The organism is Pseudomonas viridiflava (genome assembly GCF_900602065.1).
GTDB lineage: Bacteria > Pseudomonadota > Gammaproteobacteria > Pseudomonadales > Pseudomonadaceae > Aquipseudomonas.
Genome location: NZ_UWFN01000091.1, coordinates 18,377 through 38,681, shown reverse-complemented (window position 1 = coordinate 38,681; position 20,305 = coordinate 18,377). Strand labels below are relative to the sequence as shown.

At 54.4% G+C, this 20,305-nt stretch carries 32 protein-coding genes; 1 reads left to right on the top strand and 31 read right to left on the bottom strand.

Annotated features, from left to right (window positions below; translation table 11 throughout):
- Positions 1–91 precede the first annotated feature (91 nt).
- Positions 92–2,926 (top strand): excinuclease ABC subunit UvrA, encoded by a 2,835-nt coding sequence (gene uvrA, locus EE949_RS01645; protein ID WP_122662273.1) that lies wholly within the window; start codon positions 92–94, stop codon positions 2,924–2,926.
- Positions 2,927–3,003: 77 nt separating this feature from the next.
- Here the strand turns inward: uvrA and bfr are convergent, their stop codons facing one another.
- The 31 genes from bfr to tuf all read right to left on the bottom strand — a co-directional run bounded on the left by bfr (position 3,004) and on the right by tuf (position 20,293).
- A complete protein-coding gene (gene bfr, locus EE949_RS01640; protein ID WP_122662271.1) occupies positions 3,004–3,468 on the bottom strand; it encodes a bacterioferritin in 465 nt (154 codons plus the stop codon).
- A 154-nt stretch (positions 3,469–3,622) separates the two neighbouring features.
- A complete protein-coding gene (locus tag EE949_RS01635) occupies positions 3,623–5,071 on the bottom strand; it encodes a catalase (RefSeq protein ID WP_122662269.1) in 1,449 nt (482 codons plus the stop codon).
- Between the two features lie 181 nt (positions 5,072–5,252).
- Complete coding sequence (gene rplQ, locus EE949_RS01630) at positions 5,253–5,639, bottom strand: 50S ribosomal protein L17 (RefSeq protein WP_008145500.1); 387 nt, start codon at positions 5,637–5,639, stop codon at positions 5,253–5,255.
- A 42-nt stretch (positions 5,640–5,681) separates the two neighbouring features.
- Positions 5,682–6,683, bottom strand: a complete 1,002-nt coding sequence (locus EE949_RS01625) for a DNA-directed RNA polymerase subunit alpha (RefSeq protein WP_003176403.1) — start codon at positions 6,681–6,683, stop codon at positions 5,682–5,684.
- Positions 6,684–6,705: 22 nt separating this feature from the next.
- Positions 6,706–7,326, bottom strand: a complete 621-nt coding sequence (rpsD, locus tag EE949_RS01620) for a 30S ribosomal protein S4 (RefSeq protein ID WP_025262045.1) — start codon at positions 7,324–7,326, stop codon at positions 6,706–6,708.
- 18 nt (positions 7,327–7,344) lie between these two features.
- Entirely contained in the window at positions 7,345–7,734 is a 390-nt protein-coding gene (gene rpsK / locus EE949_RS01615; protein WP_002555466.1) for a 30S ribosomal protein S11, read from the bottom strand.
- Positions 7,735–7,764: 30 nt separating this feature from the next.
- Positions 7,765–8,121 (bottom strand): 30S ribosomal protein S13, encoded by a 357-nt coding sequence (gene rpsM / locus EE949_RS01610; protein WP_004883692.1) that lies wholly within the window; start codon positions 8,119–8,121, stop codon positions 7,765–7,767.
- A 130-nt stretch (positions 8,122–8,251) separates the two neighbouring features.
- On the bottom strand, positions 8,252–8,368 hold the full coding sequence (rpmJ, locus tag EE949_RS01605) for a 50S ribosomal protein L36 (RefSeq protein WP_002555468.1): 117 nt from the start codon (positions 8,366–8,368) through the stop codon (positions 8,252–8,254).
- Between the two features lie 28 nt (positions 8,369–8,396).
- Positions 8,397–9,725 carry a preprotein translocase subunit SecY gene (gene secY / locus EE949_RS01600; RefSeq protein ID WP_027898309.1) on the bottom strand — a complete coding sequence of 443 codons (1,329 nt, stop codon included), beginning with the start codon at positions 9,723–9,725 and terminating at the stop codon, positions 8,397–8,399.
- Positions 9,726–10,160: a 50S ribosomal protein L15 gene (rplO, locus tag EE949_RS01595; protein WP_027898308.1), complete on the bottom strand. Its 435-nt coding sequence runs from the start codon at positions 10,158–10,160 to the stop codon at positions 9,726–9,728.
- Between the two features lie 3 nt (positions 10,161–10,163).
- Positions 10,164–10,340 carry a 50S ribosomal protein L30 gene (gene rpmD / locus EE949_RS01590; protein ID WP_003186033.1) on the bottom strand — a complete coding sequence of 59 codons (177 nt, stop codon included), beginning with the start codon at positions 10,338–10,340 and terminating at the stop codon, positions 10,164–10,166.
- 2 nt (positions 10,341–10,342) lie between these two features.
- The gene (rpsE, locus tag EE949_RS01585) at positions 10,343–10,843 is read right to left on the bottom strand and encodes a 30S ribosomal protein S5 (RefSeq protein ID WP_003186035.1); all 501 of its coding nucleotides are present in this window, start codon (positions 10,841–10,843) and stop codon (positions 10,343–10,345) included.
- Positions 10,844–10,846: 3 nt separating this feature from the next.
- Complete coding sequence (gene rplR, locus EE949_RS01580; RefSeq protein WP_087267435.1) at positions 10,847–11,197, bottom strand: 50S ribosomal protein L18; 351 nt, start codon at positions 11,195–11,197, stop codon at positions 10,847–10,849.
- A 10-nt stretch (positions 11,198–11,207) separates the two neighbouring features.
- The gene (gene rplF, locus EE949_RS01575; RefSeq protein WP_020290697.1) at positions 11,208–11,741 is read right to left on the bottom strand and encodes a 50S ribosomal protein L6; all 534 of its coding nucleotides are present in this window, start codon (positions 11,739–11,741) and stop codon (positions 11,208–11,210) included.
- Between the two features lie 12 nt (positions 11,742–11,753).
- Positions 11,754–12,146, bottom strand: a complete 393-nt coding sequence (gene rpsH / locus EE949_RS01570) for a 30S ribosomal protein S8 (protein WP_020290698.1) — start codon at positions 12,144–12,146, stop codon at positions 11,754–11,756.
- 214 nt (positions 12,147–12,360) lie between these two features.
- The gene (gene rpsN / locus EE949_RS01565) at positions 12,361–12,666 is read right to left on the bottom strand and encodes a 30S ribosomal protein S14 (RefSeq protein WP_032626507.1); all 306 of its coding nucleotides are present in this window, start codon (positions 12,664–12,666) and stop codon (positions 12,361–12,363) included.
- A gap of 13 nt (positions 12,667–12,679) precedes the next feature.
- On the bottom strand, positions 12,680–13,219 hold the full coding sequence (rplE, locus tag EE949_RS01560) for a 50S ribosomal protein L5 (protein WP_003210069.1): 540 nt from the start codon (positions 13,217–13,219) through the stop codon (positions 12,680–12,682).
- A 20-nt stretch (positions 13,220–13,239) separates the two neighbouring features.
- The gene (gene rplX / locus EE949_RS01555; protein ID WP_002555478.1) at positions 13,240–13,554 is read right to left on the bottom strand and encodes a 50S ribosomal protein L24; all 315 of its coding nucleotides are present in this window, start codon (positions 13,552–13,554) and stop codon (positions 13,240–13,242) included.
- An 11-nt stretch (positions 13,555–13,565) separates the two neighbouring features.
- Entirely contained in the window at positions 13,566–13,934 is a 369-nt protein-coding gene (rplN, locus tag EE949_RS01550; protein ID WP_002555479.1) for a 50S ribosomal protein L14, read from the bottom strand.
- Between the two features lie 23 nt (positions 13,935–13,957).
- Entirely contained in the window at positions 13,958–14,224 is a 267-nt protein-coding gene (rpsQ, locus tag EE949_RS01545; RefSeq protein ID WP_002555480.1) for a 30S ribosomal protein S17, read from the bottom strand.
- Between the two features lie 2 nt (positions 14,225–14,226).
- Positions 14,227–14,418 carry a 50S ribosomal protein L29 gene (gene rpmC / locus EE949_RS01540; RefSeq protein WP_002555481.1) on the bottom strand — a complete coding sequence of 64 codons (192 nt, stop codon included), beginning with the start codon at positions 14,416–14,418 and terminating at the stop codon, positions 14,227–14,229.
- Positions 14,418–14,831: a 50S ribosomal protein L16 gene (rplP, locus tag EE949_RS01535; RefSeq protein WP_003186052.1), complete on the bottom strand. Its 414-nt coding sequence runs from the start codon at positions 14,829–14,831 to the stop codon at positions 14,418–14,420. Before rplP ends, rpmC begins: the two co-directional genes overlap by 1 nt.
- 12 nt (positions 14,832–14,843) lie before the next feature.
- Entirely contained in the window at positions 14,844–15,530 is a 687-nt protein-coding gene (gene rpsC, locus EE949_RS01530) for a 30S ribosomal protein S3 (RefSeq protein ID WP_003176422.1), read from the bottom strand.
- Positions 15,531–15,543: 13 nt separating this feature from the next.
- A complete protein-coding gene (rplV, locus tag EE949_RS01525; protein WP_027898302.1) occupies positions 15,544–15,876 on the bottom strand; it encodes a 50S ribosomal protein L22 in 333 nt (110 codons plus the stop codon).
- Between the two features lie 13 nt (positions 15,877–15,889).
- A complete protein-coding gene (gene rpsS / locus EE949_RS01520; RefSeq protein WP_002555486.1) occupies positions 15,890–16,165 on the bottom strand; it encodes a 30S ribosomal protein S19 in 276 nt (91 codons plus the stop codon).
- A 16-nt stretch (positions 16,166–16,181) separates the two neighbouring features.
- Positions 16,182–17,006: a 50S ribosomal protein L2 gene (gene rplB / locus EE949_RS01515; protein WP_003317104.1), complete on the bottom strand. Its 825-nt coding sequence runs from the start codon at positions 17,004–17,006 to the stop codon at positions 16,182–16,184.
- A 14-nt stretch (positions 17,007–17,020) separates the two neighbouring features.
- Positions 17,021–17,320 carry a 50S ribosomal protein L23 gene (gene rplW, locus EE949_RS01510; RefSeq protein ID WP_002555488.1) on the bottom strand — a complete coding sequence of 100 codons (300 nt, stop codon included), beginning with the start codon at positions 17,318–17,320 and terminating at the stop codon, positions 17,021–17,023.
- The gene (gene rplD / locus EE949_RS01505; RefSeq protein ID WP_020290705.1) at positions 17,317–17,919 is read right to left on the bottom strand and encodes a 50S ribosomal protein L4; all 603 of its coding nucleotides are present in this window, start codon (positions 17,917–17,919) and stop codon (positions 17,317–17,319) included. Before rplD ends, rplW begins: the two co-directional genes overlap by 4 nt.
- Positions 17,920–17,931: 12 nt before the next feature.
- The gene (gene rplC / locus EE949_RS01500) at positions 17,932–18,567 is read right to left on the bottom strand and encodes a 50S ribosomal protein L3 (RefSeq protein ID WP_027898301.1); all 636 of its coding nucleotides are present in this window, start codon (positions 18,565–18,567) and stop codon (positions 17,932–17,934) included.
- 81 nt (positions 18,568–18,648) lie between these two features.
- Positions 18,649–18,960, bottom strand: coding sequence for a 30S ribosomal protein S10 (rpsJ, locus tag EE949_RS01495; RefSeq protein ID WP_003186070.1), 312 nt, complete (start codon positions 18,958–18,960; stop codon positions 18,649–18,651).
- Between the two features lie 139 nt (positions 18,961–19,099).
- Complete coding sequence (tuf, locus tag EE949_RS01490; protein WP_122662267.1) at positions 19,100–20,293, bottom strand: elongation factor Tu; 1,194 nt, start codon at positions 20,291–20,293, stop codon at positions 19,100–19,102.
- Between the last annotated feature and the right edge of the window lie 12 nt (positions 20,294–20,305).

Sequence of the window (20,305 nt, the reverse complement as noted above, 5' to 3'; positions counted from 1 at the left end):
TAAGGCTGCAAGAGCGGACTAGATAGTGTGCATCCATCCAGTATTTGTCCGTATACTCCTACGTTTTCGACGCCCGCCGTGCGAGGCCATTTTGGACAAGATCCTGATTCGTGGGGCTCGAACCCACAACCTTAAGAACATTGACCTGACTCTGCCACGCGACAAGCTGATCGTCATTACCGGGCTTTCCGGCTCTGGCAAATCGTCGCTGGCTTTCGACACGCTGTATGCCGAAGGGCAACGGCGCTATGTCGAATCACTCTCAGCGTATGCCCGGCAATTCCTTTCGATGATGGAAAAGCCTGACGTCGACACCATTGAAGGTCTGTCGCCGGCAATTTCCATCGAGCAAAAATCGACATCGCATAACCCGCGTTCGACCGTGGGCACGATCACCGAGATCTACGACTATCTGCGTCTTCTATACGCACGTGTAGGTCAACCTCGTTGCCCGGATCACGACATCCCACTGGAAGCGCAGACCGTTAGCCAGATGGTTGACCTGGTTATGGCGCAACCTGAAGGCAGCAAACTGATGCTGTTGGCCCCGGTTGTTCGTGAACGCAAGGGCGAGCACTTGTCGGTGTTCGAAGAATTACGTGCCCAGGGTTTCGTACGCGCCCGGGTTGATGGCCGTCTCTGTGAGCTCGATGAGCTGCCAAAACTGGATAAACAGAAGAAGCACTCCATCGATGTGGTGGTCGACCGCTTCAAGGTGCGAGCTGACTTGCAGCAGCGCTTGGCAGAGTCCTTTGAGACTGCGTTGAAACTGGCTGACGGTATCGCCTGGGTCGCGTCCATGGATGACGAGCCCGGCGAAGAGATGATTTTCTCTGCGCGCTTCGCCTGCCCGATCTGCGGCCACGCGATCAGCGAGCTGGAACCCAAGCTGTTCTCCTTCAACAACCCGGCTGGCGCCTGTCCGACCTGTGACGGCTTGGGCGTGAAGCAGTTCTTCGACATCAAGCGTCTGGTGAATGCCGAATTGACGCTGGCGGAAGGCGCGATACGCGGCTGGGACCGGCGCAACGTGTATTACTTCCAGATGCTCGGCTCTTTGGCCAAGCATTACGATTTCAGCCTGGAAGTACCGTTCAAGGAACTGCCTGCCGACACTCAGAAGACTTTGCTTAACGGCAGCGGCTCGCAGAATGTCGATTTCCGCTATCTGAATGATCGTGGCGACATCGTCAAACGTGCTCACCCCTTCGAAGGCATCGTGCCCAATCTGGAGCGTCGCTACCGGGAAACCGAGTCGGCGACCGTTCGCGAAGAGCTGGCCAAGTTTCTTGGCACGCAGCCTTGCCCGGATTGCCGTGGTACTCGCCTGCGTCGCGAGGCTCGTCACGTGTGGGTGGGTGAAAAGACTTTGCCCGCCGTCACCAACATGCCCATCGGCGATGCGACCGAATACTTCGGTGTACTGAAGCTGACCGGACGTCGTGGCGAAATCGCTGACAAAATCCTTAAAGAGATTCGCGAGCGCCTGCAGTTTCTGGTCAACGTAGGCCTTGATTACCTGACGCTTGATCGTAGCGCTGACACCCTGTCGGGCGGTGAGGCTCAGCGTATTCGTCTGGCCAGCCAGATTGGTGCCGGCCTCGTCGGCGTGATGTACATCCTCGATGAACCTTCGATCGGGCTGCACCAGCGAGACAACGACCGGTTGCTGGGCACACTCAAGCATCTGCGCGATATCGGCAACACGGTGATTGTGGTGGAGCATGACGAAGATGCCATTCGCCTTGCCGACTACGTTGTCGACATCGGCCCGGGCGCTGGTGTGCACGGTGGACACATCGTTGCAGAAGGTACGCCGGATGAAGTCATGTCACACCCCGACTCACTCACCGGCAAGTACCTTTCCGGGCGGGTAAAAATTGCAGTGCCTGCCAAACGCACGCCGCGTAACAAGAAGCTGTCACTGGCCCTCAAGGGTGCCCGTGGCAACAACTTGCGCAACGTTGATCTGGAAATCCCGATTGGCCTGTTGACCTGTGTGACTGGCGTTTCCGGCTCGGGCAAATCGACGCTGATCAACAACACGCTGTTTCCGCTCAGCGCCACTGCCTTGAATGGCGCAACGACGCTGGAAGCGGCGACCCACGACAGCATCAAAGGCCTGGAACATCTGGACAAGGTAGTCGATATCGATCAAAGCCCGATCGGTCGTACACCGCGCTCCAATCCGGCGACATACACCGGGCTGTTCACACCCATCCGCGAGCTGTTCTCTGGCGTACCCGAGTCACGGTCACGGGGATATGGCCCAGGACGCTTCTCCTTCAACGTCAAAGGCGGGCGCTGCGAGGCCTGCCAGGGTGATGGCCTGATCAAGGTTGAGATGCACTTCCTGCCGGACATCTATGTGCCGTGCGATGTGTGTAAGAGCAAGCGCTACAACCGCGAAACCCTTGAGATCAAATACAAGGGCAAAAGCATCCACGAGGTTCTGGAGATGACCATTGAAGAAGCACGCGAATTCTTCGATGCCGTTCCAGCCCTGGCGCGCAAGCTTCAGACTTTGATGGATGTGGGCCTTTCCTACATCAAGCTGGGTCAGTCGGCGACTACGTTGTCTGGTGGTGAAGCTCAACGGGTCAAGCTGTCCCGCGAGCTGTCCAAGCGCGATACCGGCAAGACCTTGTATATCCTCGACGAACCGACCACAGGTTTGCACTTCGCGGATATTCAGCAATTGCTGGACGTACTGCACCGTCTGCGCGACCACGGCAATACAGTGGTCGTTATCGAGCACAACCTGGATGTGATCAAAACGGCCGACTGGCTTGTGGACTTGGGTCCGGAAGGCGGCTCGAAAGGCGGACAGATCATTGCAGTGGGTACGCCAGAGCAAGTGTCTGAAATGGAGCAGTCCTACACAGGGCACTACCTCAAGCCGTTGCTGCTTAGAGATAAAGCCTGACGCTGCTTGACCGTTGGAACGAAAAAGCCCCTGTCACGTGAAGTGCAGGGGCTTTTTTATGCAGCTTGGCGAAGGAATCAGAACTGCGATTGCAGGTAGTTTTCCAGGCCTATGGTCTTGATCAGACCCAACTGCTTTTCGAGCCAGTACGTGTGATCTTCTTCGGTGTCAGCAAGCTGAACACGCAAGATGTCACGGCTGACGTAGTCCTTGTGCAGTTCGCAGAGCTCTATACCTTTGCACAGTGCAGCACGGACTTTGTATTCCAGGCGCAGATCAGCAGCGAACATCTCGGGTACCGTAGTACCAACCTCCAGGTCATCCGGACGCATCCGCGGAGTGCCTTCGAGCATCAAGATACGACGCATCAGAGCATCGGCGTGCTGTGCCTCTTCTTCCATTTCGTGATTGATACGCTCATAGAGCTTGGTAAAGCCCCAGTCTTCGTACATACGCGAATGAACGAAATATTGGTCACGCGCTGCCAATTCGCCCACCAGCAGCGTATTGAGATAATCGATTACTTCCGGGTGGCCTAGCATCGCCCACGTCTCCTGCTTGAAAGTGCATAGTCTGAACCAACCGCCTGCGAAGGTCACGGGCCAAAGCGATAAAAAGCGACAAAAAGCAGCGAAAAACCGGCGATAAGATACGAAAAACCGCCCAAATGAGGGCGGTTCCGTTTATCACTTAGACTTACATCAACGATACGCCCAGTGCTTTTGCAATACCTTCGCCGTAAGCGGCGTCAGCCTTGTAAAAATGCTGCAGCTGACGCTGCACCACATCACTGGAAACACCTGCCATCGTGCCGGCAATATTATCGATCAACAGTGCTTTTTGTTCCGCGCTCATGAGGTTGAACAACTTCCCCGCCTGGCTGTAGTAATCGCCATCCTCACGGTGATCGTAACGGTCAGCTGCTCCGTTCAGCGCAAGAGCAGGCTCGGCATAGTGTGGTGCCTGTTTAGGCGCATCTGAATAGCTGTTTGGCTCGTAGTTGGGCGCGGAACCACCGTTGCTACCGAAAGCCATTGCACCGTCACGCTGATAGCTGTGTACCGGGTTCTTTGGTGCATTGATTGGCAATTGCTGGTGATTGGTACCCACACGGTAGCGGTGCGCATCGGCGTAGGCGAAAACGCGCCCCTGGAGCATGCGATCTGGTGACAGGCCGACACCAGGGACCATGTTACTAGGGCCGAACGCCGCCTGCTCGACCTCGGCGAAGTAGTTAAGCGGGTTGCGATTGAGTTCAATCTCACCGACCTCGATCAGCGGGTACTCTTTCTGCGACCACGTCTTGGTCACGTCGAAAGGGTTCTCGTGATGGGCTGCAGCCTGGGCTTCAGTCATCAATTGAATGCAGACGGTCCACTTCGGGAAATCGCCATTTTCGATGGCCGTGAACAGGTCACGTTGAGCGTAATCCGGGTCGGTCCCGGCGATGCGGGCGGCATCGGCCGGCGTAAGGTTCTTGATGCCTTGCTGGGTCTTATAGTGCCATTTGACCCAGTGTCGCTCGCCAGCAGCGCTGATCAGGCTGTAAGTGTGGCTACCGAAGCCGTGCATATGGCGATAGCCATCCGGAATGCCGCGATCCGAGAACAGGATCGTAACCTGGTGCAGCGCCTCAGGAGAATGAGACCAGAAGTCCCACATCATTTGGGCGTTCTTCAGGTTAGTCTGCGGCTGGCGTTTTTGGGTGTGGATGAAATCAGGAAACTTCAGCGGGTCGCGGATAAAGAACACCGGCGTGTTGTTACCCACGATGTCCCAGTTGCCTTCTTCTGTGTAGAACTTCAGAGCAAACCCACGCGGATCTCGTTCGGTATCAGCCGATCCACGTTCGCCCCCGACAGTGGAAAAACGTAGGAATATGGGGGTTTGCTTACCCACCGTATTGAACAGGTTGGCACTGGTGTATTGGGTGATGTCACGGCTAACCGTGAAAGTACCGTGAGCACCCGAACCTTTTGCATGCACACGACGCTCAGGGATGTTTTCACGGTTGAAATGAGCAAGCTTCTCGATCAGGTGAAAATCGTCGAGCAACAAAGGGCCACGCGGACCGGCCGAACGGGAGTTCTGATTATCAGCTACGGGAGCGCCGCTGGCGGTGGTAAGAGTCTTGGACTGGCTCATTAATAATTTTCCTCTGGCAAAAACGACCGGCTAATCGGTATGGCAGAGATTATTGTCCAGTTTTGTTACACGACAAAATTTATTAAATCTTGATTACCGATAGGTATATCCAATCCTTGAACCCTGAGCCGAAAAGCAAAAAACCGGGCACTGGGCCCGGTTTCTTGTTCAAACTGACATCTTACTCAGCGGATACAGCTTCACCGCCAGCAGGACGATCAACCAGCTCGACGTACGCCATAGGCGCGTTGTCGCCAGTGCGGAAACCGCACTTCAGGATGCGCAGATAGCCACCCTCGCGAGTTGCATAACGCTTGCCCAGATCGTTGAACAGCTTACCAACGATTGCTTTCGAACGAGTACGGTCGAAAGCCAGACGGCGGTTAGCCAGACTGTCTGTTTTAGCCAAAGTGATCAGCGGCTCAGCAACGCGACGCAGTTCTTTAGCTTTCGGCAATGTAGTTTTGATCAGCTCGTGCTCGAACAGCGACACCGCCATGTTTTGGAACATGGCCTTACGGTGCGAGCTAGTCCGGCTCAGGTGACGACCACTTTTACGATGACGCATGGTTCATTCCTTACCAAACACAACGTTCGGTGATTACGACGATCAGGCAGTCGCCTTGTCGTCCTTCTTAAGACTTGCCGGCGGCCAGTTGTCGAGGCGCATGCCGAGGGACAGACCACGGGAGGCCAGGACGTCCTTGATCTCAGTCAAGGACTTCTTGCCAAGGTTTGGAGTCTTCAACAATTCTACTTCGGTGCGCTGAATCAGGTCGCCGATGTAGTAAATGTTCTCCGCCTTGAGGCAGTTGGCCGAACGTACAGTCAGTTCCAGATCGTCAACCGGACGGAGCAGGATCGGATCGATCTCGTCTTCCTGTTCGATTACCACTGGTTCGCTGTCACCTTTGAGGTCGACGAACGCAGCCAACTGCTGTTGCAGAATGGTTGCAGCGCGGCGAATAGCCTCTTCAGGATCCAGAGTACCGTTGGTTTCCAGATCAATAACCAGCTTGTCCAGGTTAGTACGCTGCTCGACACGGGCGTTTTCCACCACGTATGCGATACGGCGAACCGGGCTGAACGAAGAGTCAAGCTGCAAGCGACCAATGCTGCGGCTTTCGTCTTCATCGCTCTGACGCGAGTCTGCCGGTTCATAACCACGACCACGAGCTACGGTGAGCTTCATGTTCAGGGCGCCGTTAGACGCCAGGTTAGCGATTACGTGATCGGGGTTAACGATCTCGACATCATGATCCAGCTGAATATCGGCAGCGGTAACCACCCCCGAACCCTTCTTCGACAAGGTCAGCGTAACTTCGTCTCGACCGTGCAGCTTGATAGCCAGACCTTTAAGGTTCAACAGGATTTCAATTACATCTTCCTGTACACCTTCGATGGCGCTGTACTCGTGGAGTACACCGTCAATCTCGGCCTCGACTACTGCACAGCCGGGCATGGAGGACAACAGGATGCGGCGCAGCGCGTTGCCCAGGGTATGGCCGAAACCACGCTCGAGAGGCTCGAGAGTGATCTTGGCGCGGGTTGGACTGACAACCTGCACATCAATATGGCGGGGTGTCAGGAACTCATTTACCGAAATCTGCATGGATGCACCTATTTTCTAGCCCTTACTTGGAGTAGAGCTCGACAATCAGGCTTTCGTTGATGTCGGCGGACAGATCACTGCGAGCTGGAACGTTCTTGAAAACGCCCGATTTCTTCTCAGTGTCTACTTCTACCCATTCTACGCGGCCACGTTGGGCACACAGATCGAGAGCCTGGACGATGCGCAGTTGGTTCTTGGCTTTCTCGCGGATAGCAACCACGTCACCAGCACGAACCTGATACGACGGAACGTTAACGGTTTTGCCGTTTACGCTGATCGACTTGTGCGAAACCAATTGACGGGATTCGGCACGAGTCGAGCCGAAGCCCATACGGTATACAACGTTGTCCAGACGGCATTCGAGCAATTGCAGCAGGTTCTCACCAGTAGCGCCTTTCTTGCCGGCAGCTTCTTTGTAGTAACCGCTGAATTGACGCTCGAGTACGCCGTAGATACGACGAACTTTTTGTTTCTCACGCAGCTGGGTGCCGTAGTCGGACTGACGGCCACGGCGCTGGCCGTGGATACCTGGAGCTGCTTCGATGTTGCACTTGGATTCGATCGCGCGAACGCCGCTCTTCAGAAAGAGATCGGTGCCTTCACGACGAGCAAGCTTGCATTTTGGACCAATGTAACGAGCCATTTCTTACAGTCTCCTGGATTACACGCGGCGCTTCTTCGGCGGACGGCACCCGTTGTGCGGGATTGGCGTCACGTCGGTGATGCTGGCGATCTTATAGCCACAGCCGTTCAAAGCACGGACAGCAGACTCACGACCTGGGCCTGGACCTTTGACGTTAACGTCGAGGTTCTTCAGACCATATTCCAGCGCAGCTTGACCAGCACGTTCAGCAGCTACTTGAGCAGCGAACGGGGTGGACTTGCGAGAACCGCGGAAACCCGAACCGCCGGAGGTAGCCCAGGACAGCGCGTTACCTTGACGATCGGTGATGGTGACGATTGTGTTGTTAAAAGAAGCGTGGATGTGGGCGATGCCATCAACCACCGTCTTTTTAACTTTTTTACGAGGACGAGCAGCAGGTTTTGCCATGACTAAATTCCTGTCGTTGCGCTGGTGCGATTACTTGCGGATCGGCTTACGCGGACCTTTGCGAGTACGCGCGTTAGTCTTGGTACGCTGACCGCGCACTGGAAGACCACGACGATGGCGCAGACCGCGGTAGCAGCCCAAATCCATCAAGCGCTTGATTTTCATGTTGATTTCGCGACGCAGGTCACCTTCAGTGGTGAACTTCGCCACTTCGCCACGCAGCTGTTCAATCTGCTCGTCGCTCAGATCTTTGATCTTTGCCGCTGGGTTAACCCCAGTGGTTGCACAGATTTTCTGTGCAGTGGTGCGACCAACACCATAGATGTAGGTCAGCGAGATAACAGTATGCTTGTTATCTGGAATGTTAACGCCTGCAATACGGGCCATTCAGTGGGACTCCAATTGACAGCTACCTACGCCCCGGAAGCCAAGAAATAGGGCGCGAGATAATATCGCTGTAATAACAAATAATCAACCCAGCAGCGCACTAGCTGCTGGGCTTAAGCACAGATCACACTCAGCCTTGGCGCTGTTTGTGACGTGGTTCCGCGCTGCAAATTACTCGAACAACACCTTCGCGGCGAATAATCTTGCAGTTACGGCACAGCTTTTTCACCGATGCACGAACTTTCATTACCAGCTCCTCGAACCTTATGGGTACTTCAGCGCAACATGCCGCTGCCGTAGCCCTTCAGGTTGGCTTTCTTCATCAGGGATTCGTACTGGTGCGAAACGAGGTGCGATTGTACTTGGGACATGAAGTCCATCACAACCACTACCACGATCAGCAACGAGGTCCCGCCAAGGTAGAACGGTACGTTTGCTGCAACCACCAGAAACTGAGGCAGCAGGCAGACGGCCGTCATATATAGAGCACCGAACATGGTCAAGCGGGTCAGAACGCCATCAATATAGCGCGCAGACTGCTCACCTGGACGGATGCCCGGAATAAAGGCACCGGACTTCTTCAGGTTTTCCGCTACGTCTTTCGGATTGAACATCAACGCCGTATAGAAGAAGCAGAAGAAAATAATCCCTGCACTAAACAGCAGAATATTCAACGGCTGACCAGGAGCGATCGACTGCGAGATGTCTTGCAACCAGCCCATACCTTCAGACTGACCGAACCAGGCACCCAACGACGCTGGAAACAGCAAAATGCTGCTTGCGAAAATAGCTGGAATAACACCAGCCATATTCACTTTCAGCGGCAAGTGGCTAGTCTGCGCAGCAAAAACCTTACGGCCCTGCTGACGCTTGGCGTAGTGAACAGCAATACGACGCTGACCACGCTCAATGAACACCACGAAACCGATAATCGCTACTGCCAGCAAACCGATCGCAACCAGGGCAAAAATATTGATATCACCCATACGTGCAGACTCGAAAGACTGCCCGATCGCTCTCGGAAGACCGGCCACGATACCTGCGAAGATCAACATCGAGATACCGTTACCAACACCGCGCTCGGTAATCTGCTCGCCCAGCCACATCATGAACATCGCACCAGCCACAAAGGTGGTGACAGCCACGAAGTGGAAGCCGATATCTGCAGAGAACGCAACGCCCTGACCGGCCAGGCCAACGGACATGCCGATAGCTTGAACCAAGGCCAGAACGACGGTGCCGTAGCGGGTGTACTGGCTGATCTTGCGACGGCCAGCTTCCCCTTCCTTCTTCAACTGCTCCAGCTGTGGGCTGACGGCGGTCATCAATTGCATGATGATCGATGCCGAGATGTACGGCATGATCCCCAGTGCAAAAATGCTCATCCGCTCCAGCGCACCGCCGGAAAACATGTTGAACAAGCTAAGAATGGTCCCCTCATTCTGTCGAAACAGGTCTGCGAGTCGCTCCGGGTTAATACCTGGAACCGGGATGTGTGCGCCTATTCGGTAGACGATAATCGCCAGGAACAGAAAACGCAGACGAGCCCAGAGTTCAGACATACCGCCTTTGCCGAGCGCAGAGAGAGCACCTTGCTTAGCCATTTATTCCTCGAACTTGCCGCCAGCTGCTTCGATAGCCGCACGCGCACCTTTGGTGGCTGCGATACCTTTGATGGTGACAGCGCGATTAACTTCGCCGGACAGCATGATTTTCACACGCTGTACGTTTTGGTTGATCACGTTGGCATCCTTCAGGGACTGCACAGTTACAACGTCGCCTTCCACTTTAGCCAGCTCGGACAGACGCACTTCTGCGCGGTCCATGGCCTTCAGGGAAACGAAGCCGAATTTTGGCAGACGACGATGCAACGGCTGTTGGCCGCCTTCAAAGCCCGGAGCAATAGTGCCACCGGAACGGGAGGTCTGACCTTTGTGACCACGGCCACCAGTCTTACCCAAACCGCTACCGATACCACGGCCCGGACGATGCTTTTCGCGACGGGAACCCGGCGCTGGACTCAGATCATTGAGTTTCATCGATTAACCCTCGACTCGCAGCATGTAGTAAGCCTTGTTGATCATCCCGCGATTCTCGGGAGTATCCAGCACTTCTACAGTGTGACCGATGCGACGCAGACCCAGACCTTTAACACACAGTTTGTGGTTAGGAATGCGACCGGTCATGCTTTTGATCAGCGTTACTTTAACGGTAGCCATGATCAGAAGATCTCCTTGACACTTTTGCCGCGCTTGGCAGCAATGGATTCAGGAGATTGCATAGCCTTCAAACCCTTAAATGTGGCGTGAACCACGTTTACCGGGTTAGTCGAGCCATAGCACTTGGCCAATACGTTCTGAACACCAGCAACTTCCAACACTGCACGCATAGCGCCGCCAGCGATGATACCGGTACCTTCAGAGGCAGGCTGCATGTACACCTTCGAAGCGCCATGAGCGGACTTCATTGCGTACTGCAGAGTAGTGCCATTCAGATCAACCTGGATCATGTTGCGGCGAGCAGCTTCCATCGCCTTCTGGATCGCAGCAGGCACTTCACGTGACTTGCCACGGCCAAAACCAACACGCCCCTTACCATCACCAACCACGGTCAACGCGGTGAAAGTGAAGATACGGCCGCCTTTTACAGTCTTTGCAACGCGGTTAACTTGAACCAGCTTCTCAATGTAGCCTTCGTCGCGTTTTTGGTCGTTATTTGACATAACTTAGAACTCCAGCCCGCCTTCACGAGCAGCATCAGCCAGCGCCTTGACGCGGCCGTGGTACTTGAAGCCAGAACGGTCGAAAGCCACTTGCGATACACCGGCGGCTTTCGCACGCGCAGCGACCAGCTGGCCAACCTTAGTGGCCGCGTCGATGTTGCCGGTGGCACCATCACGCAGTTCTTTGTCCAAAGTCGAGGCGCTCGCCAAGACTTTGCTGCCGTCGGCCGAAATGACCTGGGCATAAATGTGCTGCGAAGAGCGGTGCACGCAGAGACGCACGACTTCTAGCTCGTGCATTTTCAGGCGTGCTTTGCGAGCGCGACGCAGTCGGGTAACTTTTTTGACGGTCATTTGCTATGCCCTACTTCTTCTTGGCTTCTTTACGGCGGACGACTTCGTCTGCGTAACGCACACCTTTGCCTTTGTATGGCTCAGGACGGCGGAAGTCGCGGATCTCAGCGGCCACTTGACCAACCAACTGCTTGTCGATACCTCGGATGAAGATATCGGTCTGGTTGGGAGTCTCAGCGGTGATGCCTTCCGGCAGTTCGTAATCCACTGGGTGCGAGAAGCCAAGAGCCAGGTTCAGCACTGTGCCTTTTGCTTGCGCTTTGTAACCAACACCGACCAGCTGGAGCTTACGCTCGAAGCCTTGGCTTACGCCTTGGACCATGTTGTTAACCAGTGCACGAGTGGTGCCGGCCATTGCGCGAGTTTGTTGATCGCCATTGCGAGCAGCGAAACGCAGCTCACCAGCTTCTTCAACGATCTCAACGGACGAATGGATGTTCAGATCTAGAGTGCCCTTGGCACCCTTCACCGAAAGCTGCTGGCCGACGAGCTTAACTTCGACGCCTGCTGGCAACTTAACGGGGTTCTTAGCTACGCGTGACATGCTTATCCCCCCTTAGAACACTGTGCAAAGCACTTCGCCGCCGACACCGGCAGCGCGCGCAGCACGATCCGTCATCACACCTTTGTTGGTGGAGACGATAGACACACCGAGACCGCCACGTACTTTTGGCAGATCATCGACGGACTTGTACTGACGCAAGCCTGGACGGCTGACGCGCTTCACTTCTTCGATGACTGGACGGCCTTCGAAGTACTTCAGCTCGATGGACAACAGCGGTTTTGTTTCGCTGCTGATCTGATAACCCGCAATGTAACCCTCGTCCTTCAGGACTTTGGCTACAGCAACCTTCAACGTGGAAGATGGCATGCTTACGACGGGCTTTTCAGCCATCTGGGCATTACGGATACGAGTTAGCATGTCCGCTAACGGGTCCTGCATACTCATGGGCTAGACGCTCCTAATACAAAATAATTAGCCTTGCGGCTACAGCTTATCGCCGAGAAATTCCGGGCAAATGAAAAACACGGGCTCAGGCGAGCCGGCAATTCTAGGCGCACCCCGGAAATGAATCAAGCCCCAATAGGGGCTTGATTCAAATTCAGGCTTGATTCCGACCAATCACCTTCGCGACCGACCGGAATCCTGCGTGAAAGGCGTATTACCAGCTGGCTTTAACCAGACCTGGTACGTCACCACGCATTGCAGCTTCACGCAGCTTGTTACGGCCAAGGCCGAACTTGCGGTAAACGCCGTGCGGACGACCAGTGATGCGGCAGCGGTTACGCATGCGCGCAGCGCTTGCGTCACGTGGCTGCTTCTGCAGAGCTACGGTAGCTTCCCAACGCGCTTCTGGACTTGCGTTCAGATCAACGATGATTGCTTTGAGCGCTGCACGCTTGGTGGCGTACTTGGCAACGGTGAGCTGACGCTTCAGCTCACGGTTCTTCATGCTCTTCTTGGCCATTTTCCTACTCCAATCAGTTGCGGAACGGGAATTTGAAAGCACGCAGCAAAGCGCGGCCTTCATCATCGTTCTTGGCAGTGGTGGTCAGGGTAATGTCCAGACCGCGGAGAGCATCGATCTTGTCGTAGTCGATTTCCGGGAAAATGATCTGCTCTTTCACGCCCATGCTGTAGTTACCACGACCATCGAAGGACTTGGCATTCAGGCCGCGGAAGTCGCGAACCCGAGGCAGGGAGATCGACAGCAGACGATCCAGGAATTCATACATACGCTCACGGCGCAGAGTCACTTTGACACCGATCGGCCAACCTTCACGGACTTTAAAGCCAGCGATGGATTTCCGAGCGTAAGTCACAACGACTTTTTGACCGGTGATCTTTTCCAGGTCAGCAACAGCGTGCTCGATGACTTTTTTGTCACCGATCGCTTCGCCCAGACCCATGTTCAGGGTGATTTTGGTAACGCGCGGAACTTCCATCACGTTCGACAGCTTAAGTTCTTCTTTAAGCTTCGGAGCGATTTCCTTCCGGTAAATCTCTTTTAGTCGTGCCATGGTCTTCTACCTAGCAGTGTTCAAGCATCAACCGCTTTTTGGGTCGACTTGAAGACACGAATTTTCTTGCCATCTTCAACTTTGAAACCAACGCGATCAGCCTTGTTGGTTGCACCATTGAAAATAGCGACGTTAGAAGCGTGCAGTGGCGCTTCTTTCTCGACGATACCGCCCTGTACGCCCGACATCGGGTTAGGCTTGGTATGACGCTTTACCAGGTTGATCCCACCAACGACCAAACGGTCGTCAGCGAGAACCTTGAGCACCTTACCGCGCTTACCTTTGTCTTTGCCGGCGATCACGATGATCTCGTCGTCACGACGAATCTTTTGCATGTCGGATCTCCTTACAGCACTTCTGGGGCGAGCGAGACGATCTTCATGAACTTCTCAGTACGAAGTTCACGGGTCACTGGCCCAAAGATACGGGTGCCGATCGGCTCTTGCTTATTGTTCAAAAGAACAGCAGCGTTGCCATCAAAGCGGATGATGGAGCCGTCAGCACGACGGACGCCATGGCGAGTGCGGACTACAACAGCAGTCATCACTTGGCCTTTTTTCACCTTACCGCGAGGAATTGCTTCCTTGACGGTAACTTTGATGATGTCACCGATACCAGCGTAACGACGATGGGAGCCACCCAGCACCTTGATGCACATAACGCGGCGTGCGCCGCTGTTATCGGCCACATCGAGCATGGATTGAGTCTGAATCATATAATTTCTCCGACCCCTAGTCCTTAGACTTCCACAGCGCGTTCGAGAATATCAACCAGTGCCCAAGACTTGGTCTTGGCTACAGGACGAGTTTCACGAATCGTGACTTTGTCGCCGATGTGGCATTGATTGGTTTCGTCGTGCGCGTGCAGCTTAGTCGAACGCTTAACGTATTTACCGTAGATCGGGTGCTTAACGCGACGCTCGATCAGAACGGTGATGGTCTTGTCCATCTTGTCGCTGACAACACGGCCAGTCAGCGTACGGACGGTTTTTTCGGCTTCAGCCATGATTACTTACCTGCCTGCTGGTTGAGCACAGTCTTCACGCGAGCGATGTCACGCTTAACTTGCGAGAGCAGGTGAGACTGCCCCAACTGGCCAGTTGCTTTCTGCATACGCAGATTGAACTGGTCGCGCAGCAGGCCGAGCAGTTGCTCGTTCAGCTGCTGTGCTGATTTTTCACGAAGTTCATTCGCTTTCATCACATCACCGTCCGTTTAACAAAGGAGGTGGCGAGCGGCAGCTTTGCAGCAGCCAGGGCGAAAGCCTCACGCGCCAGCTCTTCAGAAACACCCTCGATTTCATACAGGACTTTGCCTGGCTGAATCTGGGCAACCCAGTACTCCACGTTACCCTTACCTTTACCCATACGAACTTCGAGGGGCTTTTTGGTTACAGGCTTGTCCGGGAATACACGGATCCAGATTTTACCGCCACGCTTAACGTGACGGGTCAGTGCACGACGCGCTGACTCAATCTGACGGGCAGTGAGACGACCACGAGCAACAGACTTCAGCGCGAACTCGCCGAAGCTGACTTTGCTACCGCGCAATGCCAGACCACGGTTGTGGCCTGTCATCTGCTTGCGGAACTTCGTACGCTTTGGTTGCAACATTTGGCGTACCCCTTACTTAGCAGCTTTTTTACGAGGCGCAGGTGCTTGTGGTTTCAGTTCTTCTTGGCGACCACCAATTACTTCGCCTTTGAAGATCCAAACCTTTACACCGATCACACCGTAAGTGGTGTGAGCTTCGTAGTTGGCATAGTCGATGTCGGCACGCAGGGTGTGCAAAGGCACACGACCTTCGCGATACCATTCAGTACGTGCGATTTCAGCACCGCCGAGACGACCGCTCACTTGGATTTTGATGCCTTTGGCACCAATGCGCATTGCGTTCTGGACAGCGCGCTTCATAGCGCGACGGAACATTACACGACGCTCCAGCTGCTGAGCTACGCTCTGCGCAACCAGCATACCGTCGAGCTCCGGCTTACGGATCTCTTCGATATTGATGTGCACAGGCACACCCATTTGCTTGGTCAGGTCCTGACGCAGTTTCTCAACATCTTCACCTTTCTTCCCGATAACGATACCTGGACGAGCGGTGTGGATGGTGATGCGTGCTGTCTGAGCCGGACGATGGATATCGATACGGCTTACGGACGCGCTTTTTAGTTTGTCTTGGAGATACTCACGCACTTTCAGATCAGCGAACAAATAGTCCGCATAAGTCCGACCGTCTGCGTACCAGACGGAGGTGTGCTCCTTGACGATTCCCAGGCGAATGCCAATGGGATGTACTTTCTGACCCATCTCTTCGACTCCGTTACTTGTCAGCAACCTTGACAGTGATATGGCAAGACCGCTTGACGATGCGATCAGCACGGCCTTTGGCACGTGGCATGATGCGCTTCAGCGAACGCCCTTCGTTGACGAAAACAGTAGAGACCCGGAGGTCATCAACGTCTGCGCCTTCGTTGTGCTCGGCGTTGGCTACAGCCGACTCCAGCACTTTCTTCAGGATCTCGGCAGCTTTCTTGTTGCTGAAAGCCAACAGGTTGAGCGCTTCGCCCACCTTCTTCCCGCGGATCTGGTCGGCGACCAAGCGGGTTTTCTGGGCGGAGATTCGAGCGCCCGACAACTTAGCGGCTACTTCCATCGTTCCTTACCCCTTAACGCTTGGCTTTCTTGTCTGCCACGTGCCCACGATAAGTGCGGGTACCGGCAAACTCGCCCAGTTTATGGCCGACCATGTCTTCGTTCACGAGAACTGGGACATGTTGGCGACCGTTATGCACAGCAATGGTCAAACCGACCATTTGTGGCAGGATCATCGAACGACGCGACCAGGTTTTCACCGGTTTGCGATCGTTCTTTTCCGCCGCCACTTCGATCTTCTTCAGTAGGTGAAGATCAATAAAAGGACCTTTTTTCAGAGAACGTGGCACTGTCGTATCCCTCTATTTACTTGCGACGACGGACGATCATTTTGTCGGTACGCTTATTACCACGAGTCTTCGCGCCCTTAGTCGGGAAGCCCCACGGCGATACCGGATGACGACCACCAGAGGTACGACCTTCACCACCACCATGTGGGTGATCAACCGGGTTCATGGCAACACCACGAACGGTTGGGCGAACGCCACGCCAGCGCTTGGCACCAGCTTTACCCAAGGAACGCAGGCTGTGCTCGGAGTTCGAGACTTCGCCCAGCGTTGCACGGCACTCGGAAAGCACTTTACGCATTTCACCCGAACGCAGACGCAGGGTCACGTAGACACCTTCACGAGCGATCAGCTGAGCAGAAGCACCAGCGGAACGAGCGATCTGTGCACCTTTACCTGGCTTCAGCTCAATACCGTGAACGGTGCTACCAACTGGAATGTTGCGCAGTTGAAGAGCGTTACCCGGCTTGATTGGAGCCAAAGCGCCTGCAATCAGCTGATCGCCAGCACTAACGCCTTTAGGGGCGATGATGTAGCGACGCTCGCCATCTGCGTACAGCAGCAATGCGATGTGAGCAGTACGGTTTGGATCGTATTCGATACGCTCGACAGTGGCAGCGATGCCATCTTTGTCGTTGCGACGGAAGTCGACCAGACGATAATGCTGCTTATGACCACCACCGATATGACGGGTAGTAATACGGCCATTGTTGTTACGACCACCAGACTTCGATTTTTTCTCGAGCAGCGGTGCGTGAGGAGCGCCTTTATGCAGCTCCTGGTTGACCACCTTGACCACAAAACGGCGGCCAGGGGAAGTCGGTTTGCATTTAACGATTGCCATGATGCACCCCTTCCTTACTCAGCACTGCTGCTGAAATCGAGATCTTGGCCTGGTTGAAGGGAGATAACTGCCTTCTTCCAGTCATTACGCTTGCCCAGACCGCGAGCAGTGCGCTTGCTCTTACCCAAAACATTCAGGGTAGTAACACGCTCTACTTTCACGCTGAACAGGCTTTCGACGGCCTTCTTGATTTCCAGCTTGGTTGCGTCAGTAGCAACCTTGAAAACGAACTGACCTTTCTTGTCTGCAAGAACCGTAGCCTTTTCGGAAACGTGCGGGCCAAGCAGAACTTTAAATACGCGTTCCTGGTTCATCCCAGCAGCTCCTCGAATTTCTTCACGGCCGACACAGTGATCAACACTTTGTCGTATGCGATCAGACTAACTGGATCGGAACCTTGAACGTCACGTACATCTACGTGCGGCAGGTTGCGAGCAGCCAGGTACAGGTTCTGGTCAACAGCATCAGATACGATCAAGACGTCAGTCAGGCCCATACCAGTCAGCTTGTTCAGCAGATCTTTGGTTTTCGGTGCTTCAACAGCGAAGTCCTGAACCACGACCAGACGATCAGTACGAACCAGTTCAGCAAGGATGGAGCGCAGAGCTGCGCGATACATCTTCTTGTTGAGCTTCTGAGAGTGATCCTGTGGACGTGCTGCGAAAGTGGTACCACCGCCACGCCAGATTGGGCTACGGATTGTACCGGCACGAGCACGGCCAGTACCCTTTTGACGCCACGGGCGCTTACCGCCACCACGGACATCAGAACGGGTCTTTTGCTGCTTGGTACCCTGACGACCGCCAGCCATGTAGGCCACGACTGCCTGGTGAACCAGTGTCTCGTTGAACTCGCCGCCAAATGTCAGTTCGGAAACTTCGATTGCCTGAGCGTCATTTACATTTAATTGCATGTCAGCTTCCCCTTAACCGCGAGCCTTGGCTGCTGGACGTACAACCAGGTTGCCGCCAGTAGCGCCAGGAACAGCGCCCTTGACCAACAACAGATTGCGTTCAGCGTCCACGCGCACTACTTCCAGGGACTGCACGGTCACGCGCTCAGCGCCCATATGACCGGACATTTTTTTGCCCTTGAATACACGACCAGGAGTCTGGCACTGGCCGATAGAGCCTGGGACGCGGTGGGATACGGAGTTACCGTGGGTGTTATCTTGCCCGCGGAAATTCCAACGCTTGATCGTACCCTGGAAGCCTTTACCTTTGGACTGACCGGTTACATCAACCAGCTGACCAGCAGCGAAGATTTCAGCGTTGATCAGGTCGCCTGCTTGGTATTCGCCTTCTTCAAGACGGAACTCCATCACGGCACGACCAGCGGCAACGTTCGCTTTAGCGAAGTGGCCAGCTTGAGCAGCTGTAACACGCGAAGCGCGACGCTCGCCGACAGTGACTTGCACTGCACGATAGCCATCGGTTTCTTCAGTTTTGAACTGGGTGACGCGATTCGGCTCGATCTCAATGACCGTAACCGGAATGGAGACACCTTCTTCGGTGAAAATACGGGTCATACCGCATTTACGACCGACTACACCAATAGTCATGTTGTAAACCTCATGAGTGTACGGGGCTTTCACCCGCTATGGCCGCCCATTTCAGAGCGTTACACGACTAAGACCCAAGTCTTAGCCGAGGCTGATCTGCACTTCCACACCGGCCGCAAGATCAAGCTTCATAAGCGCATCAACGGTTTTATCCGTTGGCTGAACAATGTCCAGAACGCGTTTATGAGTACGGATCTCGTACTGGTCGCGCGCGTCTTTGTTGACGTGCGGAGAAACCAGAACGGTGAACCGCTCTTTACGGGTCGGCAGTGGAATTGGACCACGCACCTGAGCACCAGTACGTTTCGCGGTTTCCACGATTTCCTGGGTGGATTGGTCGATCAGGCGATGGTCAAAAGCCTTCAACCTGATACGGATTTGCTGGTTTTGCATTGGATTCAGACTCCAGATTGCTGTTCCCACCGAGCGCAATACGCCCGTTAAAAGGAGGCGCAATTCTATAGATGGGCTGACAGGGTGTCAACCCAATAAAAAAGCCCCCGCAAGCGGAGGCTTTTTATCAAATCATTGCTTACGCGATGATTTTGGCTACGACGCCAGCGCCGACGGTACGACCGCCTTCACGAATTGCGAAACGCAGACCATCTTCCATTGCGATTGGCTTGATCAGGGTAACGGAAACTTTAACGTTATCACCTGGCATAACCATTTCGGTGCCTTCCGGCAGTTCGCAGCTACCAGTTACGTCGGTAGTACGGAAGTAGAACTGTGGACGATAGCCCTTGAAGAAAGGAGTGTGACGACCACCCTCTTCTTTGCTCAGCACGTAGATTTCAGCTTCGAACTGAGTGTGCGGCTTAACGGTACCCGGCTTAACCAGAACCTGACCACGCTCAACGTCGTCACGCTTGGTGCCACGCAGCAGAACGCCACAGTTCTCACCAGCACGACCTTCGTCCAACAGCTTGCGGAACATCTCAACGCCAGTGCAAGTAGTTTTGGTGGTGTCACGCAGACCCACGATCTCTACTTCTTCCTGGATCTTGATGATGCCACGCTCAACACGACCAGTCACAACAGTACCGCGACCGGAGATCGAGAATACGTCTTCGATAGGCATCAGGAACGGCTTGTCGATAGCACGAACTGGTTCTGGGATGTAGCTGTCCAGAGTCTCAACCAGTTTCTTAACGGCAGTGGTTCCCATTTCGTTGTCGTCTTGGCCGTTCAAAGCCATCAGAGCAGAACCGATGATGATCGGAGTGTCGTCACCTGGGAACTCGTAAGTGCTCAGCAGATCACGAACTTCCATTTCAACCAGTTCCAGCAGCTCTGCGTCGTCAACCATGTCAGCCTTGTTCAGGAAGACAACGATGTACGGAACGCCTACCTGACGGGACAGCAGGATGTGCTCACGAGTCTGAGGCATCGGGCCGTCAGCAGCGGAACAAACCAGGATAGCGCCGTCCATCTGAGCAGCACCGGTGATCATGTTTTTTACGTAGTCGGCGTGACCTGGGCAGTCAACGTGCGCGTAGTGGCGAACGGCCGAATCGTATTCAACGTGAGCGGTGTTGATGGTGATACCGCGAGCTTTTTCTTCTGGTGCGCTATCGATTTTATCGAAGTCGACTTTAGCCGAACCGAAAACTTCGGAGCAGACGCGAGTCAGAGCAGCAGTCAGAGTGGTTTTACCGTGGTCAACGTGACCGATGGTGCCAACGTTGACGTGCGGTTTGTTACGTTCAAATTTTTCTTTAGCCACGACAGTGAACTC

Coding starts and splice junctions, on each gene's coding strand:
- bfr (WP_122662271.1), bottom strand. CDS start 3,468: ATGCTAGGCCACCCGGAAGTAATCGATTATCTCAATACGCTGCTGGTG.
- EE949_RS01635 (WP_122662269.1), bottom strand. CDS start 5,071: ATGAGCCAGTCCAAGACTCTTACCACCGCCAGCGGCGCTCCCGTAGCT.
- rplQ (WP_008145500.1), bottom strand. CDS start 5,639: ATGCGTCATCGTAAAAGTGGTCGTCACCTGAGCCGGACTAGCTCGCAC.
- EE949_RS01625 (WP_003176403.1), bottom strand. CDS start 6,683: ATGCAGATTTCGGTAAATGAGTTCCTGACACCCCGCCATATTGATGTG.
- rpsD (WP_025262045.1), bottom strand. CDS start 7,326: ATGGCTCGTTACATTGGTCCAAAATGCAAGCTTGCTCGTCGTGAAGGC.
- rpsK (WP_002555466.1), bottom strand. CDS start 7,734: ATGGCAAAACCTGCTGCTCGTCCTCGTAAAAAAGTTAAAAAGACGGTG.
- rpsM (WP_004883692.1), bottom strand. CDS start 8,121: ATGGCCCGTATTGCAGGCGTTAACATTCCAGATAACAAGCATACTGTT.
- rpmJ (WP_002555468.1), bottom strand. CDS start 8,368: ATGAAAGTTCGTGCATCGGTGAAAAAGCTGTGCCGTAACTGCAAGATT.
- secY (WP_027898309.1), bottom strand. CDS start 9,725: ATGGCTAAGCAAGGTGCTCTCTCTGCGCTCGGCAAAGGCGGTATGTCT.
- rplO (WP_027898308.1), bottom strand. CDS start 10,160: ATGAAACTCAATGATCTGAGTCCAGCGCCGGGTTCCCGTCGCGAAAAG.
- rpmD (WP_003186033.1), bottom strand. CDS start 10,340: ATGGCTACCGTTAAAGTAACGCTGATCAAAAGCATGACCGGTCGCATT.
- rpsE (WP_003186035.1), bottom strand. CDS start 10,843: ATGTCAAATAACGACCAAAAACGCGACGAAGGCTACATTGAGAAGCTG.
- rplR (WP_087267435.1), bottom strand. CDS start 11,197: ATGACCGTCAAAAAAGTTACCCGACTGCGTCGCGCTCGCAAAGCACGC.
- rplF (WP_020290697.1), bottom strand. CDS start 11,741: ATGTCACGCGTAGCTAAGAACCCCGTTAAGTTGCCAGCAGGCGTCGAA.
- rpsH (WP_020290698.1), bottom strand. CDS start 12,146: ATGAGTATGCAGGACCCGTTAGCGGACATGCTAACTCGTATCCGTAAT.
- rpsN (WP_032626507.1), bottom strand. CDS start 12,666: ATGGCCAAGAAGAGCATGAAGAACCGTGAGCTGAAGCGTCAGCTCACC.
- rplE (WP_003210069.1), bottom strand. CDS start 13,219: ATGGCACGACTAAAAGAGATTTACCGGAAGGAAATCGCTCCGAAGCTT.
- rplX (WP_002555478.1), bottom strand. CDS start 13,554: ATGCAAAAGATTCGTCGTGACGACGAGATCATCGTGATCGCCGGCAAA.
- rplN (WP_002555479.1), bottom strand. CDS start 13,934: ATGATTCAGACTCAATCCATGCTCGATGTGGCCGATAACAGCGGCGCA.
- rpsQ (WP_002555480.1), bottom strand. CDS start 14,224: ATGGCTGAAGCCGAAAAAACCGTCCGTACGCTGACTGGCCGTGTTGTC.
- rpmC (WP_002555481.1), bottom strand. CDS start 14,418: ATGAAAGCGAATGAACTTCGTGAAAAATCAGCACAGCAGCTGAACGAG.
- rplP (WP_003186052.1), bottom strand. CDS start 14,831: ATGTTGCAACCAAAGCGTACGAAGTTCCGCAAGCAGATGACAGGCCAC.
- rpsC (WP_003176422.1), bottom strand. CDS start 15,530: ATGGGTCAGAAAGTACATCCCATTGGCATTCGCCTGGGAATCGTCAAG.
- rplV (WP_027898302.1), bottom strand. CDS start 15,876: ATGGAAGTAGCCGCTAAGTTGTCGGGCGCTCGAATCTCCGCCCAGAAA.
- rplB (WP_003317104.1), bottom strand. CDS start 17,006: ATGGCAATCGTTAAATGCAAACCGACTTCCCCTGGCCGCCGTTTTGTG.
- rplW (WP_002555488.1), bottom strand. CDS start 17,320: ATGAACCAGGAACGCGTATTTAAAGTTCTGCTTGGCCCGCACGTTTCC.
- rplD (WP_020290705.1), bottom strand. CDS start 17,919: ATGCAATTAAATGTAAATGACGCTCAGGCAATCGAAGTTTCCGAACTG.
- rplC (WP_027898301.1), bottom strand. CDS start 18,567: ATGACTATTGGTGTAGTCGGTCGTAAATGCGGTATGACCCGTATTTTC.
- rpsJ (WP_003186070.1), bottom strand. CDS start 18,960: ATGCAAAACCAGCAAATCCGTATCAGGTTGAAGGCTTTTGACCATCGC.